General features: G+C 40.4%; 24 protein-coding genes. All 24 read right to left on the reverse strand.

What is annotated here, in order from left to right; translation table 11 throughout:
- Window positions 1-308: 308 nt before the first annotated feature.
- A complete protein-coding gene (locus T375_RS07140) occupies window positions 309-662 on the reverse strand; it encodes a hypothetical protein (RefSeq protein ID WP_044936660.1) in 354 nt (117 codons plus the stop codon).
- Window positions 662-2,614 (reverse strand): DUF1266 domain-containing protein, encoded by a 1,953-nt coding sequence (locus T375_RS07145; RefSeq protein WP_044936662.1) that lies wholly within the window; start codon window positions 2,612-2,614, stop codon window positions 662-664. Before T375_RS07145 ends, T375_RS07140 begins: the two co-directional genes overlap by 1 nt.
- Before the next feature lie 27 nt (window positions 2,615-2,641).
- Window positions 2,642-4,261 carry a GH25 family lysozyme gene (locus tag T375_RS13435; protein ID WP_197019846.1) on the reverse strand — a complete coding sequence of 540 codons (1,620 nt, stop codon included), beginning with the start codon at window positions 4,259-4,261 and terminating at the stop codon, window positions 2,642-2,644.
- A 533-nt stretch (window positions 4,262-4,794) separates the two neighbouring features.
- On the reverse strand, window positions 4,795-5,685 hold the full coding sequence (locus T375_RS07155) for a hypothetical protein (RefSeq protein ID WP_044936664.1): 891 nt from the start codon (window positions 5,683-5,685) through the stop codon (window positions 4,795-4,797).
- A gap of 138 nt (window positions 5,686-5,823) precedes the next feature.
- A complete protein-coding gene (locus T375_RS07160; protein WP_044936666.1) occupies window positions 5,824-6,300 on the reverse strand; it encodes a hypothetical protein in 477 nt (158 codons plus the stop codon).
- Window positions 6,301-6,334: 34 nt separating this feature from the next.
- The gene (locus T375_RS07165) at window positions 6,335-6,973 is read right to left on the reverse strand and encodes a hypothetical protein (RefSeq protein WP_049960337.1); all 639 of its coding nucleotides are present in this window, start codon (window positions 6,971-6,973) and stop codon (window positions 6,335-6,337) included.
- A gap of 37 nt (window positions 6,974-7,010) precedes the next feature.
- Window positions 7,011-7,499 (reverse strand): hypothetical protein, encoded by a 489-nt coding sequence (locus T375_RS07170; protein WP_044936668.1) that lies wholly within the window; start codon window positions 7,497-7,499, stop codon window positions 7,011-7,013.
- Window positions 7,500-7,716: 217 nt separating this feature from the next.
- Window positions 7,717-10,728, reverse strand: a complete 3,012-nt coding sequence (locus T375_RS07175) for a toll/interleukin-1 receptor domain-containing protein (RefSeq protein WP_044936670.1) — start codon at window positions 10,726-10,728, stop codon at window positions 7,717-7,719.
- Between the two features lie 23 nt (window positions 10,729-10,751).
- Window positions 10,752-11,351: a recombination mediator RecR gene (recR, locus tag T375_RS07180; RefSeq protein ID WP_044936671.1), complete on the reverse strand. Its 600-nt coding sequence runs from the start codon at window positions 11,349-11,351 to the stop codon at window positions 10,752-10,754.
- A gap of 3 nt (window positions 11,352-11,354) precedes the next feature.
- A complete protein-coding gene (locus T375_RS07185) occupies window positions 11,355-11,696 on the reverse strand; it encodes a YbaB/EbfC family nucleoid-associated protein (protein WP_028243206.1) in 342 nt (113 codons plus the stop codon).
- Window positions 11,697-11,711: 15 nt separating this feature from the next.
- The gene (gene dnaX, locus T375_RS07190; protein ID WP_044936674.1) at window positions 11,712-13,301 is read right to left on the reverse strand and encodes a DNA polymerase III subunit gamma/tau; all 1,590 of its coding nucleotides are present in this window, start codon (window positions 13,299-13,301) and stop codon (window positions 11,712-11,714) included.
- A gap of 33 nt (window positions 13,302-13,334) precedes the next feature.
- The gene (locus T375_RS07195) at window positions 13,335-14,408 is read right to left on the reverse strand and encodes a 6-phosphofructokinase (protein ID WP_044936676.1); all 1,074 of its coding nucleotides are present in this window, start codon (window positions 14,406-14,408) and stop codon (window positions 13,335-13,337) included.
- A 32-nt stretch (window positions 14,409-14,440) separates the two neighbouring features.
- Window positions 14,441-15,877, reverse strand: a complete 1,437-nt coding sequence (locus tag T375_RS07200) for an aminoacyl-histidine dipeptidase (RefSeq protein WP_044936678.1) — start codon at window positions 15,875-15,877, stop codon at window positions 14,441-14,443.
- A 20-nt stretch (window positions 15,878-15,897) separates the two neighbouring features.
- Entirely contained in the window at window positions 15,898-17,157 is a 1,260-nt protein-coding gene (locus T375_RS07205; protein ID WP_155952466.1) for a tocopherol cyclase family protein, read from the reverse strand.
- A gap of 17 nt (window positions 17,158-17,174) precedes the next feature.
- Window positions 17,175-17,678 (reverse strand): transcription elongation factor GreA, encoded by a 504-nt coding sequence (greA, locus tag T375_RS07210; protein WP_044936680.1) that lies wholly within the window; start codon window positions 17,676-17,678, stop codon window positions 17,175-17,177.
- 133 nt (window positions 17,679-17,811) lie between these two features.
- Window positions 17,812-19,344, reverse strand: coding sequence for a bifunctional metallophosphatase/5'-nucleotidase (locus tag T375_RS07215; RefSeq protein WP_044936682.1), 1,533 nt, complete (start codon window positions 19,342-19,344; stop codon window positions 17,812-17,814).
- An 11-nt stretch (window positions 19,345-19,355) separates the two neighbouring features.
- Complete coding sequence (phnE, locus tag T375_RS07220) at window positions 19,356-20,165, reverse strand: phosphonate ABC transporter, permease protein PhnE (protein ID WP_044936684.1); 810 nt, start codon at window positions 20,163-20,165, stop codon at window positions 19,356-19,358.
- 12 nt (window positions 20,166-20,177) lie between these two features.
- Window positions 20,178-21,002 carry a phosphonate ABC transporter, permease protein PhnE gene (gene phnE, locus T375_RS07225; RefSeq protein WP_033152647.1) on the reverse strand — a complete coding sequence of 275 codons (825 nt, stop codon included), beginning with the start codon at window positions 21,000-21,002 and terminating at the stop codon, window positions 20,178-20,180.
- A 4-nt stretch (window positions 21,003-21,006) separates the two neighbouring features.
- Window positions 21,007-21,780: a phosphonate ABC transporter ATP-binding protein gene (gene phnC, locus T375_RS07230; RefSeq protein ID WP_044936687.1), complete on the reverse strand. Its 774-nt coding sequence runs from the start codon at window positions 21,778-21,780 to the stop codon at window positions 21,007-21,009.
- Window positions 21,781-21,861: 81 nt separating this feature from the next.
- Window positions 21,862-22,920, reverse strand: coding sequence for a phosphate/phosphite/phosphonate ABC transporter substrate-binding protein (locus tag T375_RS07235; protein WP_044936689.1), 1,059 nt, complete (start codon window positions 22,918-22,920; stop codon window positions 21,862-21,864).
- Window positions 22,921-23,054: 134 nt separating this feature from the next.
- Window positions 23,055-23,282, reverse strand: coding sequence for a hypothetical protein (locus T375_RS07240; protein WP_044936691.1), 228 nt, complete (start codon window positions 23,280-23,282; stop codon window positions 23,055-23,057).
- Between the two features lie 25 nt (window positions 23,283-23,307).
- Window positions 23,308-23,712, reverse strand: a complete 405-nt coding sequence (gene atpC, locus T375_RS07245) for an ATP synthase F1 subunit epsilon (protein WP_044936693.1) — start codon at window positions 23,710-23,712, stop codon at window positions 23,308-23,310.
- Between the two features lie 13 nt (window positions 23,713-23,725).
- Window positions 23,726-25,123, reverse strand: coding sequence for a F0F1 ATP synthase subunit beta (gene atpD / locus T375_RS07250; RefSeq protein WP_044936696.1), 1,398 nt, complete (start codon window positions 25,121-25,123; stop codon window positions 23,726-23,728).
- Window positions 25,124-25,145: 22 nt separating this feature from the next.
- A complete protein-coding gene (atpG, locus tag T375_RS07255; RefSeq protein ID WP_044936698.1) occupies window positions 25,146-26,012 on the reverse strand; it encodes an ATP synthase F1 subunit gamma in 867 nt (288 codons plus the stop codon).
- Window positions 26,013-26,021 lie beyond the last annotated feature (9 nt).

Here is a 26,021-nt window from a genome sequence, read left to right on the forward strand (position 1 = left end):
TTTTAAGTAAAGTTAAGTGAATTATATGATGGTTGATTTTCACTTAACAAATCGCGTGCTATTCTTAAGTTTATTTTTATCTCTGCAGAATAAACTTAACTGGCCAAGAATTTTTGCTATAAAAGTTAAGTGGATACGTATTTATTTTTAATTCACTTAACAGCAAGTTGTGATTTTAAGTGGAAGTATCTCAATTTTCAAATCCACTTAACTCTCTTCCCACTTTTATATAAGTGAATTTTGAAAACGAGCAAATAAACTTAATCTCCTAGTAAAACATGTTTTTCCGGAGCATTTTTCCTTCTCCCTTAGACATTAGGAAGCATGCTCTCAAATACAAGCGACGCTAATATCATCCCAATAGAAATAACCGGTGCAATTAAGACTACTACATAGTTCATTACATGTTTTATCTTACTTCTTGCTAGTTTGACTGTCCCCAAAACGCCACAAGGAACTGTAACAAAACACGTGACAAACCCAGTAAGTCCAAACCACATTGATAGAAATAGATTTCTCTCATATGAACTGAGAACCCAGTTGCTATCAAAAGTCTTCATACTGTCATGAATTAATGTTAAGCTGACTACAACTATCACTAGCCCAATCCAATACCCTGAAATCTTTGAAAACACTCTAGTTATCTTCATTTCATTTTTCATTACTCCTCCGTCTTCTTGTTCGTATATACGTTAATCTCTACGCCAGAATACATGCCTTCTGGTTGAACCCAGAAAGTGTACCAGCCCTTTTCTGTTTCATAGGTGTAGTAATCCAATTGAACGTAGCCGTTGTCGAAAGAGTTGTCGCTCTTTGTGAGTGTGCCGTACTTTTCCTGGAGATCTTCAAGTGTGGCTTCAAACTCAACTCCCTGGGCAATTTTGAATGGATAATCCTGGTATTCGTTGAAGCCAAAAATTGTAGCGCGGACGTACTGCACAGGGATGTCACCTAATTTAGCTTCCTCCTCACCATTATTGATGACTATAAAGTTCATTTTGCTGTATTCATTTCCTAAATAGTATCCGGAAAATTCGTACTGCTCATCAGGTTGAACAATGGTATCTGCGCTATCGTCAAAAATGAATCCCAACTCTAACAACTGCTGATAAGTTGTTGGCAGCTGAATAACTGTGTTGTCAATCTGGATTGTAAAATCATCCAGGCTGTCTGAAAGGGCCAACTCAGGGAGGCCTGTGTACTCTGCCCCAGGACGATACTTGTCTGTCTTCGCTTTGATAGTCATTGCCTGGGCGTAGCTGTAGTTTGAGCCGTCCTCCTTAAGAGTGGTGTAGTATTGTTCCATGTTCTGCTGACCATTTAATACAGATACAAATAGAACAAATGAGCTTACCTTGCCGTCTTCTTCTGTGATGCAGATTTTGCTCTTGTTATCGCTGTCATCTGAGATATAAAGCAAAACTGAATCTGTCATGTCATCGTTTTCAATTTCGAATTTATCAATAACATCCTTGGCATCTTCCATGTCCATTCCGGACTTTATATCACCTGGAAGTGATACCTCTACATCTCCCAATGTGGCGGTGTCAATATAATCTACAAATCCGTACTGAACATCAGTGTAGCCTTCTGAAATAGCTTCGGTAGTGACTTTGATGGTCTTTCTGTTGCGGGTAAGCTTGATGGTGTCATCTCTGTTGACGTTCAGCTCAGAAGGAGCATCCTTTATTTCCCAGCCGTTGTCTGTAAGCTGCTTGATAGTAAATGGGACATGATACAAATCACCATCGATTTCTATGTTGCCGCTTGCAGGGTTCTCGCCAAGCTCAATTGGAGCAATGTAGCCCTGCACAAATTCTGGAGCTTTGCCCTCCAGGGACTTTGTATCTACCTCCTCTGGCATTTCATCAAAATATGTGGAGTATGCTTCTCCGGTCAATTCCATATCATAATCGATTGCGTATGCGCCATCATAATATGCAGCCATTCCAACGAAAGCCTGCTGCAGCACAACTCTGTATCCTACGCGAGATGCATCGCCACAATCCCCCTGTCCAACATGACACATATATCCAGTCACATAGTTGTCTCCGTAATCGTCGAAGCTATCGAATTCCTGCTGAATCATTTTGGCAACAGGGACTGCATGCATCAAATACTGATTGAACTCTAAATCACCTGCGCAGTAGCTGGCCGCCAGAATCGACTCAGCTGTGCCCAGGTTGTAAGCTCTCTCATATGCTTTTGTATAATCTTCCTCCACCAATGCACTTGCTGCCTCTAACGCAGCATCCCCATCCTTTGCATTGTTTTCATTGAGGTATTTTTTTACTGTTTCTATATCCTCTGCTGTTGATTTGGTTCCACCAATCTGCTGCCAATCCAGGCCCTGGCCTTGAACCTCCACAGCAGTCGTTGCCAACAGCCATCTTACTAAATCATTACTCACATTGCTTTCAGTGCAATCTGAAAATGAATCATCCACTAATGGTATATCCACTAACTCCTTTTTATCGATTTCAGCCGCTTCTTCCTTTTTTGCATTTTCCTTGGCAGCTTTGAGGGCTTCACCTGGGATAGTGGTAAATTCGCAACCCGCAAGAAGCACCGCCGACATAGAGAGAGCAGTTAACTCTACCATTTTCTTTTTCATAAAATATCCTCCGCGCATTATACAATTCTATTGCAATTGTTCTATTATCTCTTCCTCTGTATATTCTCCATATAATTCTTCAAAAGCGCAAGAATTATATTCCTCAACTCTGTTCTTCAATTCTTCAGGTGATAGTTGCTCATCAGTGTAATTATTATAATTTACGGTTTCTTCCTCGTAATAACAATCTTCTGAGTATGTAGTTACAAGCTTGTTGTTTTCTATTTTCATGAGTGTATAGCCGTATGTTTCCATGTCATGTCCAAAGTATCTAAGACTATTTTTATAAGGTACATATTCGTAATTCACGCATCCACCTACACCATATCCACAGAATTCCATAGGCTCTGTCACTGTACTATTAGAAAAGCTATAAACGTTTATCCAATATCCTGTATCATCAACAAGAAGTTCGGGTATATCATCTTCATCTATATAAACCAAACTATACTTCAAATCTAATGATTCATTTTCTATTTGGTTAAACGCCACAATTGCCTTGTATGCATCACTATATGAGCTGATTTCACCATTAACAAGTCCATTTGTAAGCGCATTTATAATATTCTCTGCAGAATAATCATCAGATAATTCTTTTTCTACATATGATTCTATATCATCATCATTTACAAAATAACACGTATCCTCTTCGTATTCGCGCACACAACCTCTGTAGAGCCAGAAATCCTTTTTTCCATGATTGTAACCAACAAAAACAATATCAACGTTTCCATCAAAATTATAATCACATGTTTCTATTTCTGTTATTTGCTCTGGGAATATAAAATTAAAATCACACTTCTTTTCACCATCAATTAGGTATTCTACTGTCTGATCTGAGCTGCCATTGTATTGAGGTATGATTAATTCTATTTCACCATCAACTAATTTAGACTCTAGTTTGACCCTTGATTCACTAGCACTCTCTTTGCTCCATATAGATTCTATTTCCTTTGTTTCTTCTGAACTTCCGTTCAAATCATGCACATTGGTGCCTGACCCCAATTCCTCAAACTCTTCCCTGGTTCCATTAAAGACATTTACATCAATGTATCTTTCTTCACCTTCGTATCCATTTAGTACTGTTCGATTAGAATACTGCCAAAATGTCCATTTTACATCTTTGGGAACCTTTGAGTAGACGCTTCGATACCATAAATCACAATCATCAAAATAGCCACTTACTATTGTGTCATAACTATTTTTTGTGACATAAAGCACAGGCTTCAATCCATATTCTTCTTCCAGAATATCCACCATCTCTCTTAAATTTTTCCGAACGGCATCAACATCGATATCATCGACGCCTTTTTTATCTCCGTAGTATTCAACATCGATAACAGGTGGAAGCATACCTTCTGTTATACTTACATTTTTACAATAATTTTCAGCCTGTTTTTTCCCAGATGATTCGAAACTAAAAAAATGATATGCACCAACTCTAATGCCTGTTTTCAAAGCATTATTAAAGTTTGCATCATAGTATTCATCAACATGTGATGAACCTTCCGTAGCTTTTATATAGGCAAAACTTATGTCTTGCTCTTCAAGTTGATTCCAATCAATAACCCCCTGATATTTCGATACATCTACACCAACTACTGGGTACTCTTCTCTACTTGGATTATTAAAATGTATTATCCCCATATAGAGCATTGAAGCTATTAGGATAAGAATTATACAAATAACTATCGGGATTATTATGTATTTCTTTTTTATATGAATGTTTTTCAATCAACTCCCCCTGTATTACAGTTACTCTCAATATCGTATATGCGTTATTATATTACTTTACTCATTTAGTAGTATTGTAATACTCTTCATTTCTGCTTTCAAGGGATAATTATAAGATTTTATATAAAAAAATCGGCCTCCTAGGAGACCGATTTCTCTGATTTGATATATTTGTCAATATTCCATTCTAAATACAACGGAATATTGTATGTTGCGGTTAACTCACAAAGGTTCTCTGCAATATTTTTTGCAAAACTGCTTATTTGTGCTAATTATGACAAAAGTCCTATGACTTTTGCAATTTAATTTGCAAAATCCATAGGACTTCTACTGATATTATGTGTTCATTTTATTTGCTTCAAGCCCATTTCATAAACAGTAATACACACTTTCTAAGTGATGCGGCCACGCGGTGTTCACGAAATCAACTGTTTTAATGGACATTTTTAATTATTATCAAAATAAAATTCGGAGTCATATTCTTCATCACTCAATAACATGTAATAAGGATTTATATTTTCAGATGTATACGGAATTGTGTATATATATTCGCATCCAATTTGTGAAGTACCAAAATATAATGTTAAACCATTTTTATCCAAAGTCCATGCTACTTGCTCTTCATAATCATCTTTACCGTAATATGCATTATATAATAGGTATTCATAATACGAATAATCTTCCACGTACTGAATTTCTGGCGGATTAGAATTCAATTCTTCAATCACCGTCTTTTTAAATACAGTATAATCAATTACAACATCTGATAAATCAATATTTTCTTGTTTTTGAAAATCATAATTAAAACTACGATAACCTCCCATCCAATTTCCGCCATATGTTTCACTAATTGAAACAATGGAACTATATAATAATTTATCATTCCGCTCTATATATTCTTTACATATATGCTTTTCACTATTCATGCCTTCTACAACATCTTTTTCTTTATATAAATCTGACTTTATATACTCTTCGAACTGCACTTTTCTCTTATCATAATCCTCATTAATAGTAGAAAAAAAATCTTCTCGGTCTTCTAAAAATGGAGATGATAAACACTCTCCCTCTAGCTCATAGTAATCTATTAATATATACATTGTTGTATTACGAGGTTCTGGTCCACATTCATCATATGTGTAGGTATTATTTTTCACATCGACAGATATTTCATCTAATTTAGAAGAATCTTGTCGTTCGGTTTGTATCTCATTTTTATCTTGCAATTCTCTACCATGATTCAACTGAGAACATCCGTTAAAGACAAAAATACACAAAGTTATAATAACCGCAATTATTCTTTTTAATTGATTTATACCTTTACTATTTATAATCATCACTTTCAATCACCCTAAAAACTAATATACAGAGGAATAGCCTACTCTAATCCCTCCACATTGGTCCTCTAAGGCCGATTTTCCCCACTAAAATTACACTATTTTTACACTATTTTACATCCCGTACAAAATAAACCTCTATCCATTCTGTAGTATTTTCCTTTTTATTTTATTAAATTCTTCTGTATTTTCTGTACTTACCTCTATATTATTTCTAACAATATACTCTAAAAGCTTATCGTAGTTTTTGTATCTAAAAGAATCTATTATTATAAAATGGTATTTGTCATGAGTTAAAGTAATTATATCTGCCTTTTTATTTCCATAAAATCCGCCATTGTGCTCAAATGAACATTCTTCTACTGTATTGGTTACAATTCTTCTACTATACTTTATACGAATTTCATTGCCGCTTATTTCAACCATCTGAAACAGTTCATTATAAAACAAGCACAATATAAAGCCGACCATTATCACACAAAATATTCCGAATATCCATCCTAATATACTTTTAGCTAATAACATCATTATTATCATATTTAATTCGGCCACTAACAATAATCCCATTGCTATTGCTGTCCCAATTTTATTTCTTTTAACAATTATTTTGTCCATTTCTTTATCCTAAAATTGTAGCCCACCAAGCATATCAAATCTTTGTCCAAGCTGAAGCGTCCAACTGGTGATCCAGGATTTGTGACTTCAGTTCCTGCTCAAATTTTTCCTTTGAAACTTCGTTTCCATCAATTAAATATTCAGGGCACTTAATTGACTCATCGCCGTTGTTGTTATCTTCTCTTACAAAAAGCTCTGCGATTGAATCCGTCTCGCCTGTCGCGTCGTACTTGAAGATGGTGTAGGTTATAGAACCACCATAGTTGTACTCCTCGACCATGCTCCCATTATCAAGAGGATAATCAAAACATGTCTGCTCTAAACTATCGCTAAACCAGCACACCACTTTGTTATCTTCCACATGAAAAACAGAAGAAAATCCCTCTGGCTGATTCTCCATCTGGATTATCATCTCCTCTTTTCCATCTCCATCTAAATCCAGCAAGGTGTACTCATAAGTAAACTCATCGCTCTGAAAGTCCGGAATATACCATTCCTCCTGCTGGCCATTCTTAAGAACCGATGTATCTCCTAGCGCAAACTTTGTCAAAAGATCTTTGGTATCTGCGTCGGCACCTGTACTATCTTGTGAACAAGCCGTAATGCTAATGGCACATGCAAGGCTTGCTGCAAGCACTGCTCTTTTTGTAATTATATTGATGCTTCTTTTCATACTATTTTTACTCCCTCGTATATAGATTTTGCCCCCATTACGTATGTAGTATCTCATCTATTTCTCCCAGAGCTTTCTTGCATGGAATCCAAAAGAATACCGTTAATACAAGTAAGCCTAATAAAAGAATTGAAAGTACACTTATATCAAGTGATGTTGTAATCATTGGCCCTGCGAAGATAAGACACAATAATAAAACAGAAAAAATATGCAATATATTCATTCTCGCATCGATTGTTACTTTACTTCCATCTGTCTGCTCTGTTATATTGATTAAAATTTTCGGCAGCGCAATATTTTTTCTACTATAATGTTTAGTTTGTATTGGGTATAGCACTATCGGTTCATTATTAACATTTCCTACAAATAATGCCTCAGATTCATTTTTAGAATTGAAAGTGATTATGTCTTCATTAATGGTTATTGTTTCCAACGATTCTTTCAATTCTTTTTTGCTTTTATTAGTAATATATTCTGCTCTATAAAATGGACAAAATATTGGTATAAGCAATTTTATTTTTTTCAATCTTCTCCCTCTCCTTGTACATAGATGGCCTGCCATAGGATTTCATACTGCACACATTATGGACTGCCCCTGCCACAAATCAACGACTCTATATTAATTGTGTCGCCTATTTACTTATTTAGTAGTATTGTAATACTCTTAATTGCTGCTTTCAAGGGATAATTGTTAGAATTTTTAGTGAAATAATAAAGCTGCCTCAATTGAGACAGCTTTACTGTTATTGAACTAAATATTTAAGTTTCTGTAATTCGGTAAGCTCTGCGTCACCGTATCTTTCTTTAACCTTTTTAATTAAATCGTCCTGTGTTTTAACATTAAACTCAATCATGGTTGTTCCATATGCACTGACAATTACCTGTGCCTGAGGAATATATAATCTACCGTACTCAGCATAATCCAAAAATCCATATGAATTCAAATCAATTATGTACATATCTGTATAATTGAAAATAGATAGTTGATTCTTTTCCTCATCATAAATGGTATATGACAAGTCATTAATCTGGTTGCTCATCAGGAACACATTCTTATCCTGTTGTCTATCGTATATACGGAAATACAAATCATCTCCCTGTAAATACAACAGATTATTATCCTTTGAAAATTCCACGTAAGAATAGTCATCACCATAATATTCAATGGTATTTTCAGCTTCTTTTGTATCCCAGTTATAAACTCTCAAATAGCCATCTTCTGTGATTACTGCAATTATATTATCATCCTGACTTGTTTGAATATCATTTACTTTGTAATCCTCGAAAATTGGTTTCGACTTTCCTGAGAGGGCATTAACCTTGTATGCTTTGCCATAGACATCTATACCATATACCGTTCTACCATCGTTTGATACAGCAATGTTCCAGAAATTGAAATCAACCTCTCCACTGTATATTATTTTTCGAGCTTGTGTATCGATTACATAAAATTCCTTATCATCACCATAAGCAACATATTTCAAATTTGTAGATATTGCATAATCTGTGCTAATAAGATCTTCTTCTGATATTTTGACTTCCTCAGTCTTTTTATCGCTAACTGAATAATAAATTACTGTCCCACTATAAGTTGGGAAGATGATTGTATCTTCATCTATATAATACAGTTTTCCGTATCGTCCACCGTCGATATCAATGGTTCCAATTTCTTCTCCGGTAGCTGTGTCGAAGACTCTACAGGTGTATGCATTTGAGGCTGCATCGTTGCTAGTCTGCAATACATATGTGTCCCCGGAAGGGCTCATCGCTGCTCCACCATAGAAGCCAGTATCCATCTCAGTTTTCGCAACATAATCTTCGTCTGCGTTAAATTTCAAAACAGTAAGATTTGGACTTCTGAATCCTGATGATACAAACACACCATTTTTTATATCAAACTGAACTAACGAGCTTGCAACATCGACTATTAAATCGTCTTTCACCTCGCCAGTCAGTGCATCGTAGTAAGAAAGCTTTCCATCATAAGTACCTACGAAAATCAATTGTGTAGTTCCACTCATCATGAAGTTTTCGATGTATGAGTTGGTAGTGAATGAGCTAACCTCTTCTCCAGTATCCAAATCAAGTGTATACATTTTCTTTGAAGTATTAACAAATAACTGGCGATACTCAACACCGTCTGACTCAATTATTCTACTTCCTAATTTTGTATAGCTAGAATCAAGGGCGTCACCGTTGTGTTCAAAATCTCTCGACCATTTCACTTCACCTGTTTTTGAATCGCACTTGATAAGATGCATTGGAGTGTCTTCAAATGTAGTGAGAGCATCATAGCTCATGCTGACTACTGCAAAATCTCCATCCTTTGTAGGGGCGATATCAAGTATTGCACCGCCTTCTACTGGGACATCGATAATTGTATCTGTTTTAAGATTGATAACAGAAGCGTAGTTTTGATCCTCGTCGTTTCCTGGCAAGTGCTCAACATACAGGGTGTCTCCATCCTTATTGAACATCATAACCGCGCCATAGCTCACTCCTGTCTGATTCTCATATTTCTTTAAAGACTCACCAGTTGTGGCATCCACAACTTCTATAAAATCGGAACTTTCATAGGTTTCTTCGTCATAGTGAGAAGACTTTATAGCTACATACTTTCCAAAGTCATCTACTTTTGCAAATGTGATGCCATCCTCAGGCGCGTATTCATACTGAAGTTCACCCTGGTCATTATAGCCACGAAGATAATAATCTGATGCAACAACAGCAATATCTCCTGCGAACCCTACAGCCCTAATTCTGTCATCTTCCTCTTCAACAACATCAACCGGCTTTTTAAAAGTACATTCACCGTTATCCAAATTCCAGATATAAATCTTGTTATTGTTATCTACTGATATGACTCTGTTACCATCTTCATTAATGGCAAAATCAGAAATATTTACATCGTGATTCAGCTTTAAATCATGCTCCAGATTTAATCCCAGATTATAGGTGCCAAGAGCCTGAGACAATGCAAACACTGGGTCTGTCACATATGGGCGGCCGTTTTCTTCGGTACCGATTCCTTCCATTGCAACTAGAGCTGCTGTTTTGGCATCGCCATCATCTAATACATCAAGTGATGTGGCTGCAATTACTCTTGCTTCATTTACGAGCTTCTGCTGATACTCTTCATTTATCTTTGCAAGGTTGTAAGCTGTGTATCCACCAAACGCCACGGCGATAGCTGCAATAGCTGCTGCAATCCCAACATTTCGTCGCATCTGACGCTCTCTATGACGCTGCTTTAAATCGTCATAATCTACATGCAAAATAGAAGCAGCCAGACGAAGTGTCTCTGTCTTGAGCTTCTTCTTTACCTCTTTCTTGTTTTTACCTCTAACATCTGCTGCAAGAGGCTCCACAAGATTACCATTTTCATCTGTTAAAAGCTGTGGTGGAAATGAATCTGCTGGTTCTCCATCTACAAGCACTGCTAAGATATTCTCGCGGCCGTGCATCGCAATGAAGGTGTCGATTTCCTTCATTACCCAATATGAATCTTTTGTCTGTGGAGAACAAATGACAACTAGAAAGGCTGCCTCTCTAAGAGCTGCCTCAATATTAGAGCCCAGGTCGCTTCCGATTGGAAGCTCCTCCTGGTCTCTGAAAACTCTATCTATCTTTTTTCTGCCAATTTCCTTCTGAATCTTTCTAGGAATCTTGGTAGTCTCGAGAGCCTTGTGTACTCTCTTTGCCACAAACATATCCCGCTCCAAATGTCTGTAGCTAATAAATGCATCGTATTTCATAATCATTCTTCCCTTTTGTTTTTCTATAACTCTGTTCTGCCGTCTAACGCTCGAAGCAATGTGACTTCATCGATATACTCCAGATTTCCGCCTACTGGAACACCGGATGCGATTCGGCTCACCCTGATGCCTGTTGGTTTAATCAGCTTGCTGATGTAGGCCGCTGTGGTTTCGCCTTCCAATGATGAGTTGGTGGCGATGATGACCTCCTCTACATCTGTCTGCTGCAAGCGAACCATCAATTCCTTCAGCTTGATATCTCCTGGGCCTATGCCGGCCATTGGGGAGATTGCTCCGTGAAGCACATGGTAAACGCCCTCGAATTTGCCTGTCTTTTCATAGGCAGCCAAATCCCTGGTATCCTCCACAACCATGATGATGTTTTGGTTGCGCTTTGGGTTGGAGCAGATTGGGCAAAGCTCATCGTCAGTAAGTGTGAAACACTGCTTGCAATATCTCACATTTTTCCTGGCCTGCACGATGGCATTGGCCAAATCGTTAACCTTTTCCTCATCCATCCCTAATATATGGAAAGCCAGCCTTTGGGCTGACTTACTTCCAATACTAGGCAAATCACTTAGCTCCGCTATTAAGTTGCTAATTTCTTTGCTGTAATATTCCATCTATTAAAATCCTAGTCCACCTGGCATCTTTGGCATAGATGCTGCTGTGATTTCATCAATCTTGTGAAGTGCTTCGTTTGTAGCTGCCATAACAAGGTCTTCAAGCATCTCTACATCATCTGGATCTACTGCTTCTGGATCAATGTGTACCTTTGTGATTTCCTTTGAACCTGTAACTGTAACTTCAACAACACCGCCACCGGCTGTGCCTGTAACTTCTGTCTCCTCAAGCTTTGCCTGAGCCTCTTCCATCTGGCGCTGCATACGCTGTGCTTGCTTCATAAGGTTGGCCATATTGGCTCCACCCATTGCTCCTCCTGGAAATCCGCCTCTTCCTTTTCCCATATTTAAATCCTCCTATTACTCTGGGTCAGTTTCAATTTCTATACCTAATCCCGCGAAGTAGTCTCTTACGTCTGTCTTTGTGTTCTGTGAACTAACACCGCTGGAATTAATCTCTACTTTAATGGTTACTGTCTTGTGAATCATGCCTTCGATTGCTGCCACGATTTCATCCAACACTTCTGGGCGATTTACAAAATCTCCTGCCATACGCTCGGAACCTGCTGGCTGGTCAAATATCAGCACAAGCTCTCCCAAGTCGTTGGTGGTGACTGTTGTAACCTCTTTCAAATACATTTTTATATTTGGTGCCACCTTACCAAGCACTGCGTTCCAGTTACTTGCCACCTGCTTTACCTCTTCTTTTACTGCTGCTGGTAATGGCTCCTTTTTTACAGGAGCTGCACTGGGTGTGGCGCCTTGTGCCTGAGGTGCTGCCATCACTACTGGCACTCCCTCTTCCACCTTTTTCTCAAGGTTTGCCATTCGATTGTTGAGCGCTGAAATGTCCTGCTCCATCTGTGGCTTGCAAAGTTTTATCAGCGCAATCTCTATCAATACACGCTTTTGGCTTGCGTACTTAATATCGTTAGAAAGTGCTGACAGAACTTGAATGTATCTCATTAATATCTCTGTGTCAACCATCTGGGCTTCTTCTTTTAGAAGTGCCAGGTTGTCAGAAGACATTTCAAGCACATCTTCCATATCATCTGAGCTCTTGATAAGCATTAAGTTTCGTAAATACCAAGTGAAGTCGTTTACGAACTGATTCAAATCGCGGCCCTGGGTGATGATTTCCTCAAGGATGCCAATGCACTGGGTGATTTCGCCATTAATGATATGACGAAGCAATCTGGAGAACACCTCTGTATCGATGGCGCCAAGTACCTTTAGCACATTGTCATATGTAAGGGTCTGACCAATGTAAAATGCGATACACTGATCCAGCAAACTAAGGCCATCACGCATTGAACCATCTGCAGCCTTTGCGATGTAGCGCAAAGCTTTTTCCTCAACCTGCACACCTTCCTTATCCATCAGCTCCTGCAAACGAGCAGCAATTGTGTCGATGGAAATACGATGGAAGTCGTAACGCTGGCATCGGCTAAGGATTGTGATTGGAATCTTGTGCACTTCTGTTGTGGCCAAAATGAACACAACATAAGAAGGTGGCTCCTCCAAAGTTTTCAGCAAGGCATTGAAGGCACCGGTACTAAGCATATGTACCTCATCGATGATGTATACCTTGTATTTTCCTTCTGTAGGAGGGTATGCCACCTCCTCAACAATCTGTCTGATGCTGTCTACACCGTTGTTTGATGCAGCATCCATTTCTATTACGTTCATGGAATTGCCGGCTGTGATTGATTTACACATGGCACATTCCATACAAGGGCAACCATCCTGCGGATTCTCGCAGTTAATTGTGCGGGCGAGAATCTTGGCGATAGTTGTTTTACCTGTTCCTCTTGTTCCTGTAAAAAGATATGCATGTCCTATACGGTCACTTTTTATTTGGTTTTGAAGAGTTGTAACGATATGGTCCTGTCCTTTTACATCGTCAAATGTCTGTGGACGGAACTTTCTGTATAATGCCATATAAGACATGTCAATTACCTACCTATTATTTATTAGCCTGGCCTAGTCGCCGAAGCTTATTCCGATTCGTTTCGCTTCCTCTATCATCTGGCAATCAGGCTCAACTACCTTGAGCTTTCCTGCAACCTTTTCAAGTGGAATGCGCTTTGTCTTGCCATCTACCATTGCAATCATGTTGCCGAAATCGCCATCCATGATAGCCTGAGCTGCTGCAGAACCAAGGCGTGTGCAAAGAACTCTATCAAATGGATCTGGACTTCCGCCTCGCTGCATATGTCCTGGCACTGTAACACGAACTTCGATTCCTGTTTCCTTCTGGATGCGGTCTGCAATCTCGTAAGAAACTGATGGATACTTTGAAGTCTCAAGCTTCTTTTTGTAATCCTTCTTTGAAAGCTTTGCATCTTCCTTGGAAATTGCCCCCTCGGCAACTGCAAGAATTGTGAAGCCCTTGCCTTCTTCCGCACGATGATTGATGGCCTTGATGACCTTCTTGATATCGTATGGAATCTCTGGAAGCAGGATGATATCTGCTCCTGATGCAACACCTGCGTAAAGGGTGAGCCAGCCAACCTTGTGGCCCATAACCTCTACGATAAACACACGGCTGTGTGATGATGCTGTGGTGTGGATGCAGTCGATTGTGTTACATGCAATGTCGATTGCACTCTGGAATCCGAATGTCACATCTGTTCCAAAGATATCGTTATCGATTGTCTTTGGCAGATGGATGATATTTAATCCTTCCTCGCGAAGGAGGTTTGCTGTCTTCTGAGTACCGTTTCCACCAAGGATAACCAGGCAATTAAGATTGAGCTTGTAGTAGTTTGACTTCATAGCCTCTACCTTATCAAGTCCATTCTCATCTGGCTCACGCATAAGCTTGAATGGCTGACGGCTTGAGCCCAAGATTGTTCCTCCTCGTGTAAGGATTCCTGAAAAGTCCTGGCTAGTAAGGAGTCTGTAGTCCCCATAAATCAAACCCTTGTAGCCATTGAAGAAGCCGTACACCTCCAGGTCCTTTACATTTGCTGCAAGTCCCTTTACAACACCGCGCATTGCAGCGTTCAGTGCCTGGCAATCTCCACCACTTGTAAGCATTCCGATTCTCAACATAAAAACCTCCTCTTCTTAAGTTTGTTACGGTTTTAGTTCATATCCTCAATAACTTTTCTTACATAATTGTAAACACGCTCTGTTGAAGCGATTGATAAACGCTCCTTTGGAGTGTGAATATCGTACATCTCTGGTCCGATTGAAACTGCATCAAGTCCTGGAAGCTTTGAAGCTAAAAGTCCGCACTCAACACCTGCGTGGATTGTCTCTACGATTGGTGCCTCGCCGTACATATCTGTGTAAATCTTTACCATCTCGTCTCTGAAGCTAGACTCTCTTAAGTACTCCCATGCTGGGTACTCACCGTGGATTGATGTCTGGCAACCGAATGCCTTTGCAACCATAAGTACCTTGCGAATAAGTGCGTTCTTTGCGCTATCTACTGAGCTTCTAAGTGAGCATGAATACTTGATTTCGTCATCTAATACATTAAGGATACCAAGGTTAAGTGATGTCTCTACTAAGCCTTCGATATCGTGACTCATTGTCTGAACGCCGTTTGGCATAGACTGAAGGAGCTGGATGAAACGCTCTGACTGAGCTGCGTTTACGCCATCAACTACTACGTTGCCTTCGTTTGTGATAACGATTTCCATCTCTGGGTCTGTGATTGCAAACTCATTCTTGATTGCATCTGCTTCTTTTGTCATAGCTTCGATGGCTGCTGGAGTTGTAACAACCTTTGCGCTTGTAGCACGTGGGATTGCATTGTCCTTTGTTCCACCAACTAAATCTACGATGCAAACCTCGCCTGCCTCAAGACCTGCTGCAAGAACTCTGTTTGCTACATAAGATGCGTTTGCTCTACCCTTATCGATTTCTGCACCTGAGTGTCCACCTGTGCAGTTCTTTACTTCGATTGAAACAAGTGCGCCCTTTAAAGACTCCTTCTTTACAGGGAACTCTACATCTACACGACATCCACCTGCGCAACCTGCAAGGAAATGTCCTTCTTCTTCTGAGTCAAGGTTGAGAAGCTTGCGGCCCTTGAGCATTGAAACATCGATGCCTGCTGCACCTTCCATACCTACTTCTTCTGATACTGTGATGATAACCTCGATACGTGGGTGCTTAAGCTCCTCATCCTCAAGAATTGCAAGTGCCATTGCTACTGCGATTCCGTCATCGCCACCAAGTGTTGTGCCCTTTGCTGTAACGAAACCATCAACGATTTCAAGGTCAAGACCTTCTGTAAGCATGTCCTTCTTGCAGTCATCATCCTGCTCTGCAACCATATCCATGTGTCCCTGAAGGATGATTGGAGATGCATTCTCCATTCCCTCAGATGCTTCCTTGATCATGATTACGTTGTATAAATCATCCTGATAATACTCAAGATTGTGTGCCTTTGCGAAATCAACTAAGTATGCGCTGATTTTTTCCTCGTGATAACTTGGGTGAGGGATGTTACAAATCTCCTCGAAATAATGAAATACTCTCTCTGGCTTACAATTGCTTAATACTGCCATTTTATAAATCTCCTAACTGTTTATTTATCATATTCACCGAACTCACATCCGATGTTATAAGCTTCCATATCGTCCACCAATTCCCATTCGAATTTGGCCATAGAGCCATCCTCGTTGTCCTTGGTCTTCAATATCTTTTTGTAGAGCTTTAGCTCGCCCTTTCCATTGCCGCCATTCCAAAGATTGTTGTGGCGCTTCTCTCCATTTGGCGCTTCGTAATTGATAAGAAGCATGTCCTTTTTCTGACAGGTGAAGTGGCCCTCTATCTTTGCAAGAGGTGTCTCCTGGGTGATGTTCCAAACCACCTCATCGCCCTCTGTGTTGCAGGCGAAATCTGTCTTTGTCAAAGTCCAGAACTTTGAGAAGTTGAACTCATATGGCTCGCCCTCATACCAAACTGCGCCGAGGATAACATTTTCAAATGTCTTTCCTGTGCGAATCTTTGGGCGTCCGCCACCTATATCAAATGCTGTATTTTCAAGCCACTTACCTGTGAGCTTGCTCTTTAAATGAGAGCTTGCCAGCCATACCCATGGAGATGTGAAATCCTTTCCCCAGTTTTTATCTGCATAGCCGTAGCAGCTGTCTTTATCTACAACATATTCTTCCCCATCTAATATAACAGAGCCGTTGAAGAATGTCTTCATTCCCTCGGCGTGCCAGAACATTTCGAAGGCCTCTAATTCACGTGATGCCCAGCTTGCGCCGTAACCTACGTTGAAAGCGATGTCCTTTTCGATGTTTAGGTCCCATATCATCTTGCCCGACTGGCACATCCACTCTGGATGATTTGCTACATCCTCCTCTGTCACTTCCACCATACCAAGGGTACGTGTTTCAGAGCAGAAGCAGTTGTCAGCGCTAATCAAAAATGGGGCATCTTCTTTTATGTTGACCTGATTCCAACCAAAGAAACGATGAAGCTGCTTTGCGCCCTCGCCCCAGCATCCTGCCTTTACCATCATGTAGGATGGCTTTTTGCCTGCTGCTTTGTTCTCTGGAAGCTGGCCAAACACTGGCTCATCCCCACCAAGCTCTGGGTTGATTGTAAAGAACTCTATAAAGAAAGCCTTTTCCTCGCCGGTCTTTTTGTTGTGACCTGTGAAGCTATGCCACCACCAGTCATAACCCTCGCTGGCCAAGGCACCCTTTAACATGAAGTTGTTTCTCAAAATATCAGAGTGATTAAAGCTGCCTTCCAGCAACTTATCCTTCACGTCTAGGCCGTCAATTTTTTCAAGAACTGTCTCCCCTAGTTGACTAATCTTTTCCTTTACCATGATTCTGTCCCCGCTTTTTAATAACGCTTGATTTGATCATCCTCATCAGTTGTAGTCTTATCGATTTTACGAATTTCTACTTCGTATGAATAGCTGTCATTAACCTTTACTGTTGCTTTATCACCAACATGCTTTCCTCGGATGGCTGCACCTAAAGGCGATTCTATGGAAATAAGTCCCTTTAATGAATTGCCTCGGATGCTTGTAACAAGCTTATATGTTTCCTCGCAATCATCCTCTGGGATGTATATTGTAACTGTATTATTTATACCAATTTCATCATCTGCACTTGTATCATCTACTACCTCTGCAAACTTAAGCATTTTTTCAAGATAACGTATGCGGCTATCATTCATATTCTTTGCTCGTTTTGCCTCATGATACTCAAAGTTCTCCGAAAGATCCCCTTGTGCTCTGGTTTCTTTTACTTCTTCTAATAACTTTGGTCTAAGAACTAGCTTGCGCTCATCTATCTCGGCCTGAATCTTTTCTATATCTCCTTTTGTAAGACGCTCGCCCATTATATTGCCTCCTAATTCTTACTATATAATTTCTCAATCTGTATTATAACACAAGTGATGCTGTATCTAAAAAGCAATCTTCAACTAATATAGCCAAATAACAAAAGGCGCCGCTATACGCGACGCCATCTTATTAATATACAATCTTAAATTTGCTATTTACAATTTCCCCAACTGGAGTGTTCTTCCTGATGAAATCAATAACCAAGTCTGGCATTTCTTCTGAGTAGCTGCGGGCGAGAGGGGCTTTGCCGATGCATTCGTATCCGCCGGTGCCTGTTGCTCGGTAGTTGCTTGTAGAAAGTGTGTAGGTTTCTGTGTCAGAAAGCTCTGTTCCGTCTAGCTTTTTAAGAGTGACAACTCTATCTCCTACTGGGCGAGTGATATCGAAGGTATACTCGAGGCCAGCGTAGAAATCGTAGTTGTAGTGCTCTACCTTTGGCTCAAGGAATACCTTGGAAATCTTCACTTCCTTAGTAGCAGCATCGTAGTCGAAGTACTCAGCACATCTTTCCAATGCTTCCTTGATAACTGCCTTTGTTACCTGCTTTACTTCTACCGTATTTGCGAATTGATAAATTGCAAGTACGTCTCTTACAGTGATCTCCTTCTTTAGTCCAAGTGGATCATTTGCAAGGCTAGTGCAAGAGAAATCTGCACCTGTGAAATCAAGCTGAACCTGATTGAAAATAGCTGCCACCTTGCTGCCATTTACTGCTGCATCAATCTTTGACTCTGGAGCAATTTCATTTTCAAGTGAGCCGATTGGCTGATCCAACCAAACCTCTACGCAGTCAGTTAAGTCATCCATGAAATTATGCTCATCGATAGTGTACTGAAGTCTTTCATCAACAGGATTTACATCCACAAGCTTAGATGAAATACTAAGTCCATCATCGCCCTTTACAACCTGTAGCTCGCAGAACTTTGTGGCATTTGATGGTGGCTGAACACCGTAAGTGCCAGCAATTTCAACACCCTCAACTGGCATATGCTGATGACCTGTAAGAAGGATATCAAAGCCAAATTCTCTAGCCATTTTGCAGGCCTGATTTTCTGAAGTATCTGATAAAAGCTTTCCTGTAGCTAAGTCTTCTTCGAAACCACCGTGATAAACGCATACAGTGATATCGCATTTATCCTTGAGATAATCATACTCTTCTTTGAGCACATCTATTGGCTCAAGCACCTGAAGAAGCTCCAGGTTTGCTGGCTGCTCCCATACGTTTACATAGCCTGTAACTGCACCTGTGATTCCTACCTTTGTACCGTCTGCCATTGTGTGAATCACGTGCTTTTTAATATCAAGCTTGCCGCCCTTATCTAAAACATTAGCGCAGACAAGTGTGGCATTCATGCTGTTTGCATAATCAACAATTGCATCATAGCCAAAGTTGAAATCGTGATTACCAAATGTGTAGTAATCAAGGCCCATTTCATTGAAGCCCTCAGCCATAGGATGGAAATTGTATTCATCCTTGTGCTCTAAATAATATGTCATAAGTGGAGTTCCCTGAAGTGAATCGCCACCGTCAATAATCAATGTATCATCGTCTTTTTTTATCTGGGAAGAAATGCAAAAAAGCCCTGAGTTCTCAGGGCAGTTTTTTGCATAATTCACTGGAAAGAGATGACCATGTGTATCAGATGTAAATAAGATACGCATATTTGCCTCCTTTAACCTCTAGTGAGCTTAGTTCTGATTTTTGTTGAGATGTACTCAATAACAAGAATCAATATAATTAATCCAGCAAGGATTGCTCCTGCCTCGTTCCATCTGTATGCATTCATTGCAAAGATAAGTGGAGCACCGAAACCACCGGCACCAACTAAACCAAGGATTGTTGCATCTCTAAGGTTGATATCAAATCTGTAGATTGCTGTTGATGCAAAGTTTGGCATAAGCTGTGGCAAAATACCATAGCGGATTTTCTGCCATGTGCTACATCCTGCTGCATCAAGCGACTCGATAACGTGGATATCCAAATCCTCGATTGCTTCTGTGTACATCTTTGTAATCATACCAACTGAGCAAACGCCCATTGTAAGAAGACCGGCGAAAGCACCAGGTCCTGTAACACGGATAAACATAAGACCATATACAAATGCTGGGATTGTACGAATGGCCATAAGAACGATTCGTCCAATGAATGCGATTGGCTTTGGTACTAAGTTTACTGCTGAAACAAATGCAAGTGGTATTGAAATAATAGCACCTACGATTGTACCAAGGAATGCGATACAAATTGTTTCAAGCATCAAATAAGGTACGCCTGATGTGGAAAAGTCAAACAAAAATCCAAGGTCAGGTGTAAAAAGTCCCTTGATGATGTTCCATGCAATTGTGCTGCTTCCATCTGCTGCACCTGTTGCCTCAACTGCACTGCAGCTCCAAATGATAAGCGCAAGTGTGATTACAGCGATGCATGTATTGTAAACCCAATTCTTGGGTCTCTTTTCATAAGCTTGTTCTATTCTACTATTCATTACGCACCTCCATTAAACCAATTTCTTACGGAAATATCTGCTGATTGATTCAATGATAAATACCGTAACGAAGAGTGCTATAAGAATCATACCAACGCTTGGATAATCTCTCCAAGAAATACGCTCGTTAAGAATAATACCGATACCGCCGGCACCTACATAACCAAGTACTGCTGCATATCTAACGTTTCCTTCGAAGTTGAAGAGGCAGTTAGATAAGAAGAATGGTAATACCTGTGGGATGATTGCTGTAATGAATGCCATTGGACGTGTTGCGCCCATAGCTTCCATTGCCTCAAATGAACCCATATCTACTGTTTCGATTTCCTCATATGTAAGCTTTCCAATGTAAGCAAATGAGAAAACTGCAATTGAAATAGTACCTGCAAGTGTACCAAATCCTACGATAAGTGTTGCCACGAGAGCTGTTACGATGGTAGGAATTGTTCTAACGATACTGAAAAATAATCTAACGATTGAAACTACTACTTTGTTGCGACATACGTTTGTGCTGGCAAGCATTGCGAAAGGCACTGATAAAAGTGAACCTACTAATGAACCAAGAAGTGACATCTTGATAGTGTCGAAAATTGGTCCCCAAACGTAATCCATAAACTCTAATCTAGGAGACTTGAACATATCGCCAATGATAACGAAAAACTCTCCTATTCTCTGGGCTAAAACTGTCATGTTGAAGCCTGTAATCTTGACTGACAAAATACACATTGCCAAAATGATGATTGCGTAAACAGGGCCGCGGGAAGCTTTCTTCTCTACGGATTTGCCATTAGGCAATGTGTAAACGTGAGGCTTAAAAACCTTATCATAAATACTCATGCGTTTACTCCTCTTCTTCCTGTACGTTACCCTCGGCATCTACTTTGCCATTATATATATTTGCTAAAACCTCCGGTGTAACTTCACTGGCAGGTCCATCATAAACGATTTCACCGGCTCTGATACCAACAACTCTGTTAGCATATTTGAGAGCTAAATCAACGTGGTGGATGTTAATTAAGATAGAAATGTTCATATCCTCGTTGATTTTCTTGAAATCACCCATAACCTGATTTGCAGTAACTGGATCAAGTGCAGCAACTGGCTCATCAGCAAGGATGATTGCTGGATTCTGTGCAAGTGTTCTAGCAAGAGCTACTCTCTGCTGCTGTCCACCTGAAAGCTGGTCAGCACGAACGAATGCTTTATCCAAGATACCTACTTTATCAAGACACTCAAGTGCCTGTAACTTTTCTTCCTTTGAATAAATACCGAATACTGATCTGTACCATGGCATGTCTGGTACAAGTGCTGTTAAAACATTTTTAATAACTGTAGTTCTAGTAATCAAATTGAATGATTGGAAGATCATTCCAATTTTTCTTCTGAAACGTCTTAGCTGCTTTCCTGAAAGTGACATAACATCAACGTCATCTACTGTGAGCTTTCCGCTTGTTACATCGTGCATTCTGTTGATTGTACGGATAAGTGTTGACTTACCTGCACCAGAAAGTCCAATAATAGCAACAAATTCCCCCTGCTCAATTTCAAGGTTTACATGCTTTAATCCCTCGAAACCATTAGGATATTTTTTTCCAACATCTTCAAATTTAATCATTTAATAACTCCATTTCTTTAAAAAAAGGAAGATACCGAAATATCTTCCTTTAATAGTTCGATTATTCGAATAAATAAAACATTATTGTAATGACATAATAAGCTCTTGAGCTTTTCTCTCTGAATCGTAATCCTCTGAGTTTGCCTCAACATAACCATTGTGGCTGTAGATAGCGATTACTTCCTTACCAGCATCTGTGTTACCGATGTTGATGAATGCCTGTGAAAGAGCAGCCTTGAAAGCATCATCCATGATTGGAGATGACTTGCTAACGCTGATTGTATCGTTGTAGATACCATCTGTTACACCAATAACATTTGTCTCATCCCAGATGCTTGCGCTTCTGCCGTACTCTGATGTCCATTTATCCTCGTTGTCACGTCTTGCGTCAGCGTATGTAACAAGTACGTCTACCTGACCAGATGCAAGTCTTGAGAATGCTGTACCATAGTTATCTGATAAAGCTGTGTGTGAAAGATCTGTAATGTGCTTTCCGTAATTGTCCTGAAGCCAAAGTGAAGGATAAATATATCCTGCTGGAGATGAAGAATTCATAACGCTCCAGTTAAGTCCATCTAAATCTTCCCATGTGAGCTCTTCGCCATTGTTTACCTTTTCAGCAACAGCCTGACCTGCCTCTGAAGGACCTGCAATGATAAGTGCTCTATAGTATGTTACCTGCTCTGATGTAGCCTCTGTAGGCTTGTTGTCGTTCCAATCCTTTGCGCTATCGCTGTCGATTGAAAGACCGTCTCTAGTTGCTGTAAGAAGTACGTCGCAACCATCGTCGTATAATACGTATGTACCACCTGGAATAAGTCCAACGTCGATAGTACCAGCTGAAAGTCCCTCTCCTACTGCCTCAAAGCTAGTTCCAACTGTGATATCTACCTCGCCGATATCATAACCAAGGCCTGCAAGCTCGTTTGTAAGGAGCTCCTTAAGTGGCTCTGTAGCTGTTACGATTTCGTCTGGCTCACGTGATGGTACGAAACCAATTGTTAATTTGTCAATTTTGACATTTCCGCTTTCTGCGTCTGTTGTCTGAGCTGTCTCAGTCTTTGTAGCGTCACTACCGCATCCAACTAATAAAGACATAGCTGTGACACCAACAAGCATTTTAGAAATAAACTTCTTCATCTTTCCCCTCCTGGAATATAATTATCGTAGATATGCTACATTATTATAAGAGGATATGCAAGCACGATTTAATTTCTGTTTTTATTTAAATACAAAAAAATGGCGCCACGCATGGCGCCATAATTTTACAAAATTTATTCACTTGGTTTTTGGGATGCTCCACGTCTCTGCTGATAAACCATGCTAAGCATGTCCTGTTGATATTTATCATCATTGCTAAGGACCTTTAATTTATCCTTAACCACATTCTTACGAGCACGGAGAGTTTCAAGCTCCTTGAGAAGATTAGCCTCTTCGTCCTCATATGATTTTAATTCTCTCTTGAGATCCTCTATATCTCGTTTTGTCTCAGCATCTAACATGTTATGCCTCCCCTAATTCCTATGATTATTTTGCTTTTATGTCCTGACGAACCAATGCCTTCTTCAAGGCTACCTCAGCTCTAAGCACATCAAGATTTGCATCCTTTTCAGCTAGACGAGCTCTCGCTCTGTCTTCCGCGCTACGGGCACGTTCAACATCAATCTCATCTGGCCATTCAGCAATTTCAGCAAGCAATGTCACCTTGTCTGGAAGTATTTCAGCGAGTCCCGCATGAACTGCAGCCTTTTTCACTCCCTCTGCCTCGGTGATGGTACAAATACCTGGTGCTATTACTGTAGTTAAGGGGATGTGCTTTGGCAGAACGCCAATTTCACCCTCAACTGTATTGAATTCAACCATTGTTGCTTCACCTTCGTAGAAAGTACGCTCTGGTGTAATGATTGAAACTTTAAAGGTGTTATCTGCCATGAAACGCCACCTCCTATTTGTTCTGATTCATCTTGGCACGAACCTCGTCGATTGTACCAGCATTGAGGAAGTAGCTCTCTGGGATATCATCGTGCTTACCTTCAAGGATTTCCTTGAAGCCGCGAACTGTCTCAGCGATTGGCACATACTTTCCTTCAAGACCAGTAAACTGACCAGCTACGAAGAATGGCTGTGACAAGAATCTCTGAATCTTACGTGCACGGTTAACAACAAGCTTATCCTCTTCTGAAAGTTCATCCATACCAAGGATAGCGATGATGTCCTGCAGCTCTTTATATTTCTGAAGAATCTCCTGTACACCACGAGCAACCTCGAAATGCTCCTGACCAACGATACGTGGATCAAGGATACGAGATGTAGAACCAAGTGGGTCTACCGCTGGATAAATACCAAGCTCGGCGATAGAACGCTCAAGAACTGTAGTAGCGTCCAAGTGTGCGAATGTTGTAGCTGGAGCTGGGTCAGTCAAATCGTCGGCAGGCACGTAAACAGCCTGTACTGATGTGATAGAACCGTTCTTTGTAGATGTGATACGCTCCTGAAGAGCACCCATCTCTGTCTGAAGTGTTGGCTGATAACCAACGGCTGAAGGCATACGACCTAAGAGGGCTGAAACCTCTGAACCAGCCTGAGTAAAACGGAAGATGTTATCGATGAAAAGAAGCACATCCTTTCCACCCTTATCTCTGAAGTACTCAGCCATTGTAAGTCCAGTAAGACCAACTCTCATTCTGGCTCCAGGTGGCTCGTTCATCTGACCGAAAACCATGCAGGTCTTGTCGATAACGCCTGACTCCTTCATTTCGTAGTAAAGGTCATTACCTTCACGAGTACGCTCACCTACACCTGTGAATACTGAATATCCACCGTGCTCAGTAGCGATGTTGTGGATAAGCTCCTGAATAAGTACGGTTTTACCTACACCGGCACCACCGAACAAACCGATCTTTCCACCTTTCTGATATGGGCAAAGAAGGTCAACGACCTTAATACCTGTCTCAAGCATTTCAGTTGATGTTGCCTGCTCCTCAAACGCTGGTGCTTTTCTATGGATTGGCATCTTCTCAACACCTGTAGGTGCTGGCTGCTCATCGATAGCTTCACCAAGTACGTTGAAAATACGTCCTAATGTTGCCTCACCAACAGGAACCGAAATTGGTGCTCCTGTAGCTACTACATCCATTCCACGTACTAATCCGTCTGTAGGACCCATGGCAATACAACGAACTGTATCGTCACCCAAATGCTGTGCAACCTCAACAACCAGTCTCTCGCCGTTATCTCTTGTGATTTCAAGAGCGTCGTTGATTTCTGGAAGCTGGCCTTCGCCAAACTTTACGTCAAGTACCGCACCGATGATCTGAGTGATTTTACCAATATTATTTGCCATCTTTTCACTCCTATCTGCTTTTTTAAGAAAGCGCCTCTGCACCAGCGATAATCTCGGTCAATTCCTGAGTGATTGATCCCTGGCGGGCACGATTGTATTTTAATGATAGATCACTAATGATTTCCTCAGCATTATTTGTAGCTGAATCCATTGCCTGCATACGTGCACCATTTTCTGAAGCAACAGCTTCAACAAGTGCGCCGTAAACTAATGAAGTAACATACTTTGGAATGATAAGCTCTAAGGCTTGTTCCTCGTTTGGCTCAAAATTCATAAGAGCTTCCGCTCCTGTTGATTTTACAGCCTCTACATCTTCTTCACTAATTTCGGCTGGTAACAGCTTCATAAGCTTTGGAATCTGGCTTACTGTATTTTTGAAGTGTGTGTACACAAGATAAATCTGTCCGATCTCGCCATTAGCATAGTCGGAAAGAACGTCATTACAGATTGCCATAGCATCTGCATAAGTTGGTGCCTCCATTACTGGAGAATAGTCCTTTGCCACGGTGTAACCCTTATGTGCAAGGCTCTCACCACCTTTATGACCTATTGTGTAAAGCTTTACTTCATCAGGCTTCATGCCGGCACCTGTAATCATCTTTACAACGTTTGAGTTGTAACCACCTGCAAGACCACGGTTTGATGTGATGACGATAACGCCAATCTTATCAGAACCATTATCCTGCAAATATCTGTTGTTTACGTTGCCAGCCTTGGCAAGCATGCTACAAATTGTGTTGTACATAGCATTGAAGTATGGTGTAGTCTGCTCTGCCTTTGTTCTAGCCTTCTGGAGCTTTACTGTAGATACAAGCTTCATGGCCTTAGTGATCTGCTGAGTGCTACTAACACTCTGTTTTCTTCTTTTTATGTCTCTCATTGAGGCCATAACAGATCA

Origin of the sequence: Pseudobutyrivibrio sp. LB2011 (assembly GCF_000701765.1) — a bacterium.
In the GTDB taxonomy this organism is placed as follows: domain Bacteria; phylum Bacillota; class Clostridia; order Lachnospirales; family Lachnospiraceae; genus Pseudobutyrivibrio; species Pseudobutyrivibrio ruminis.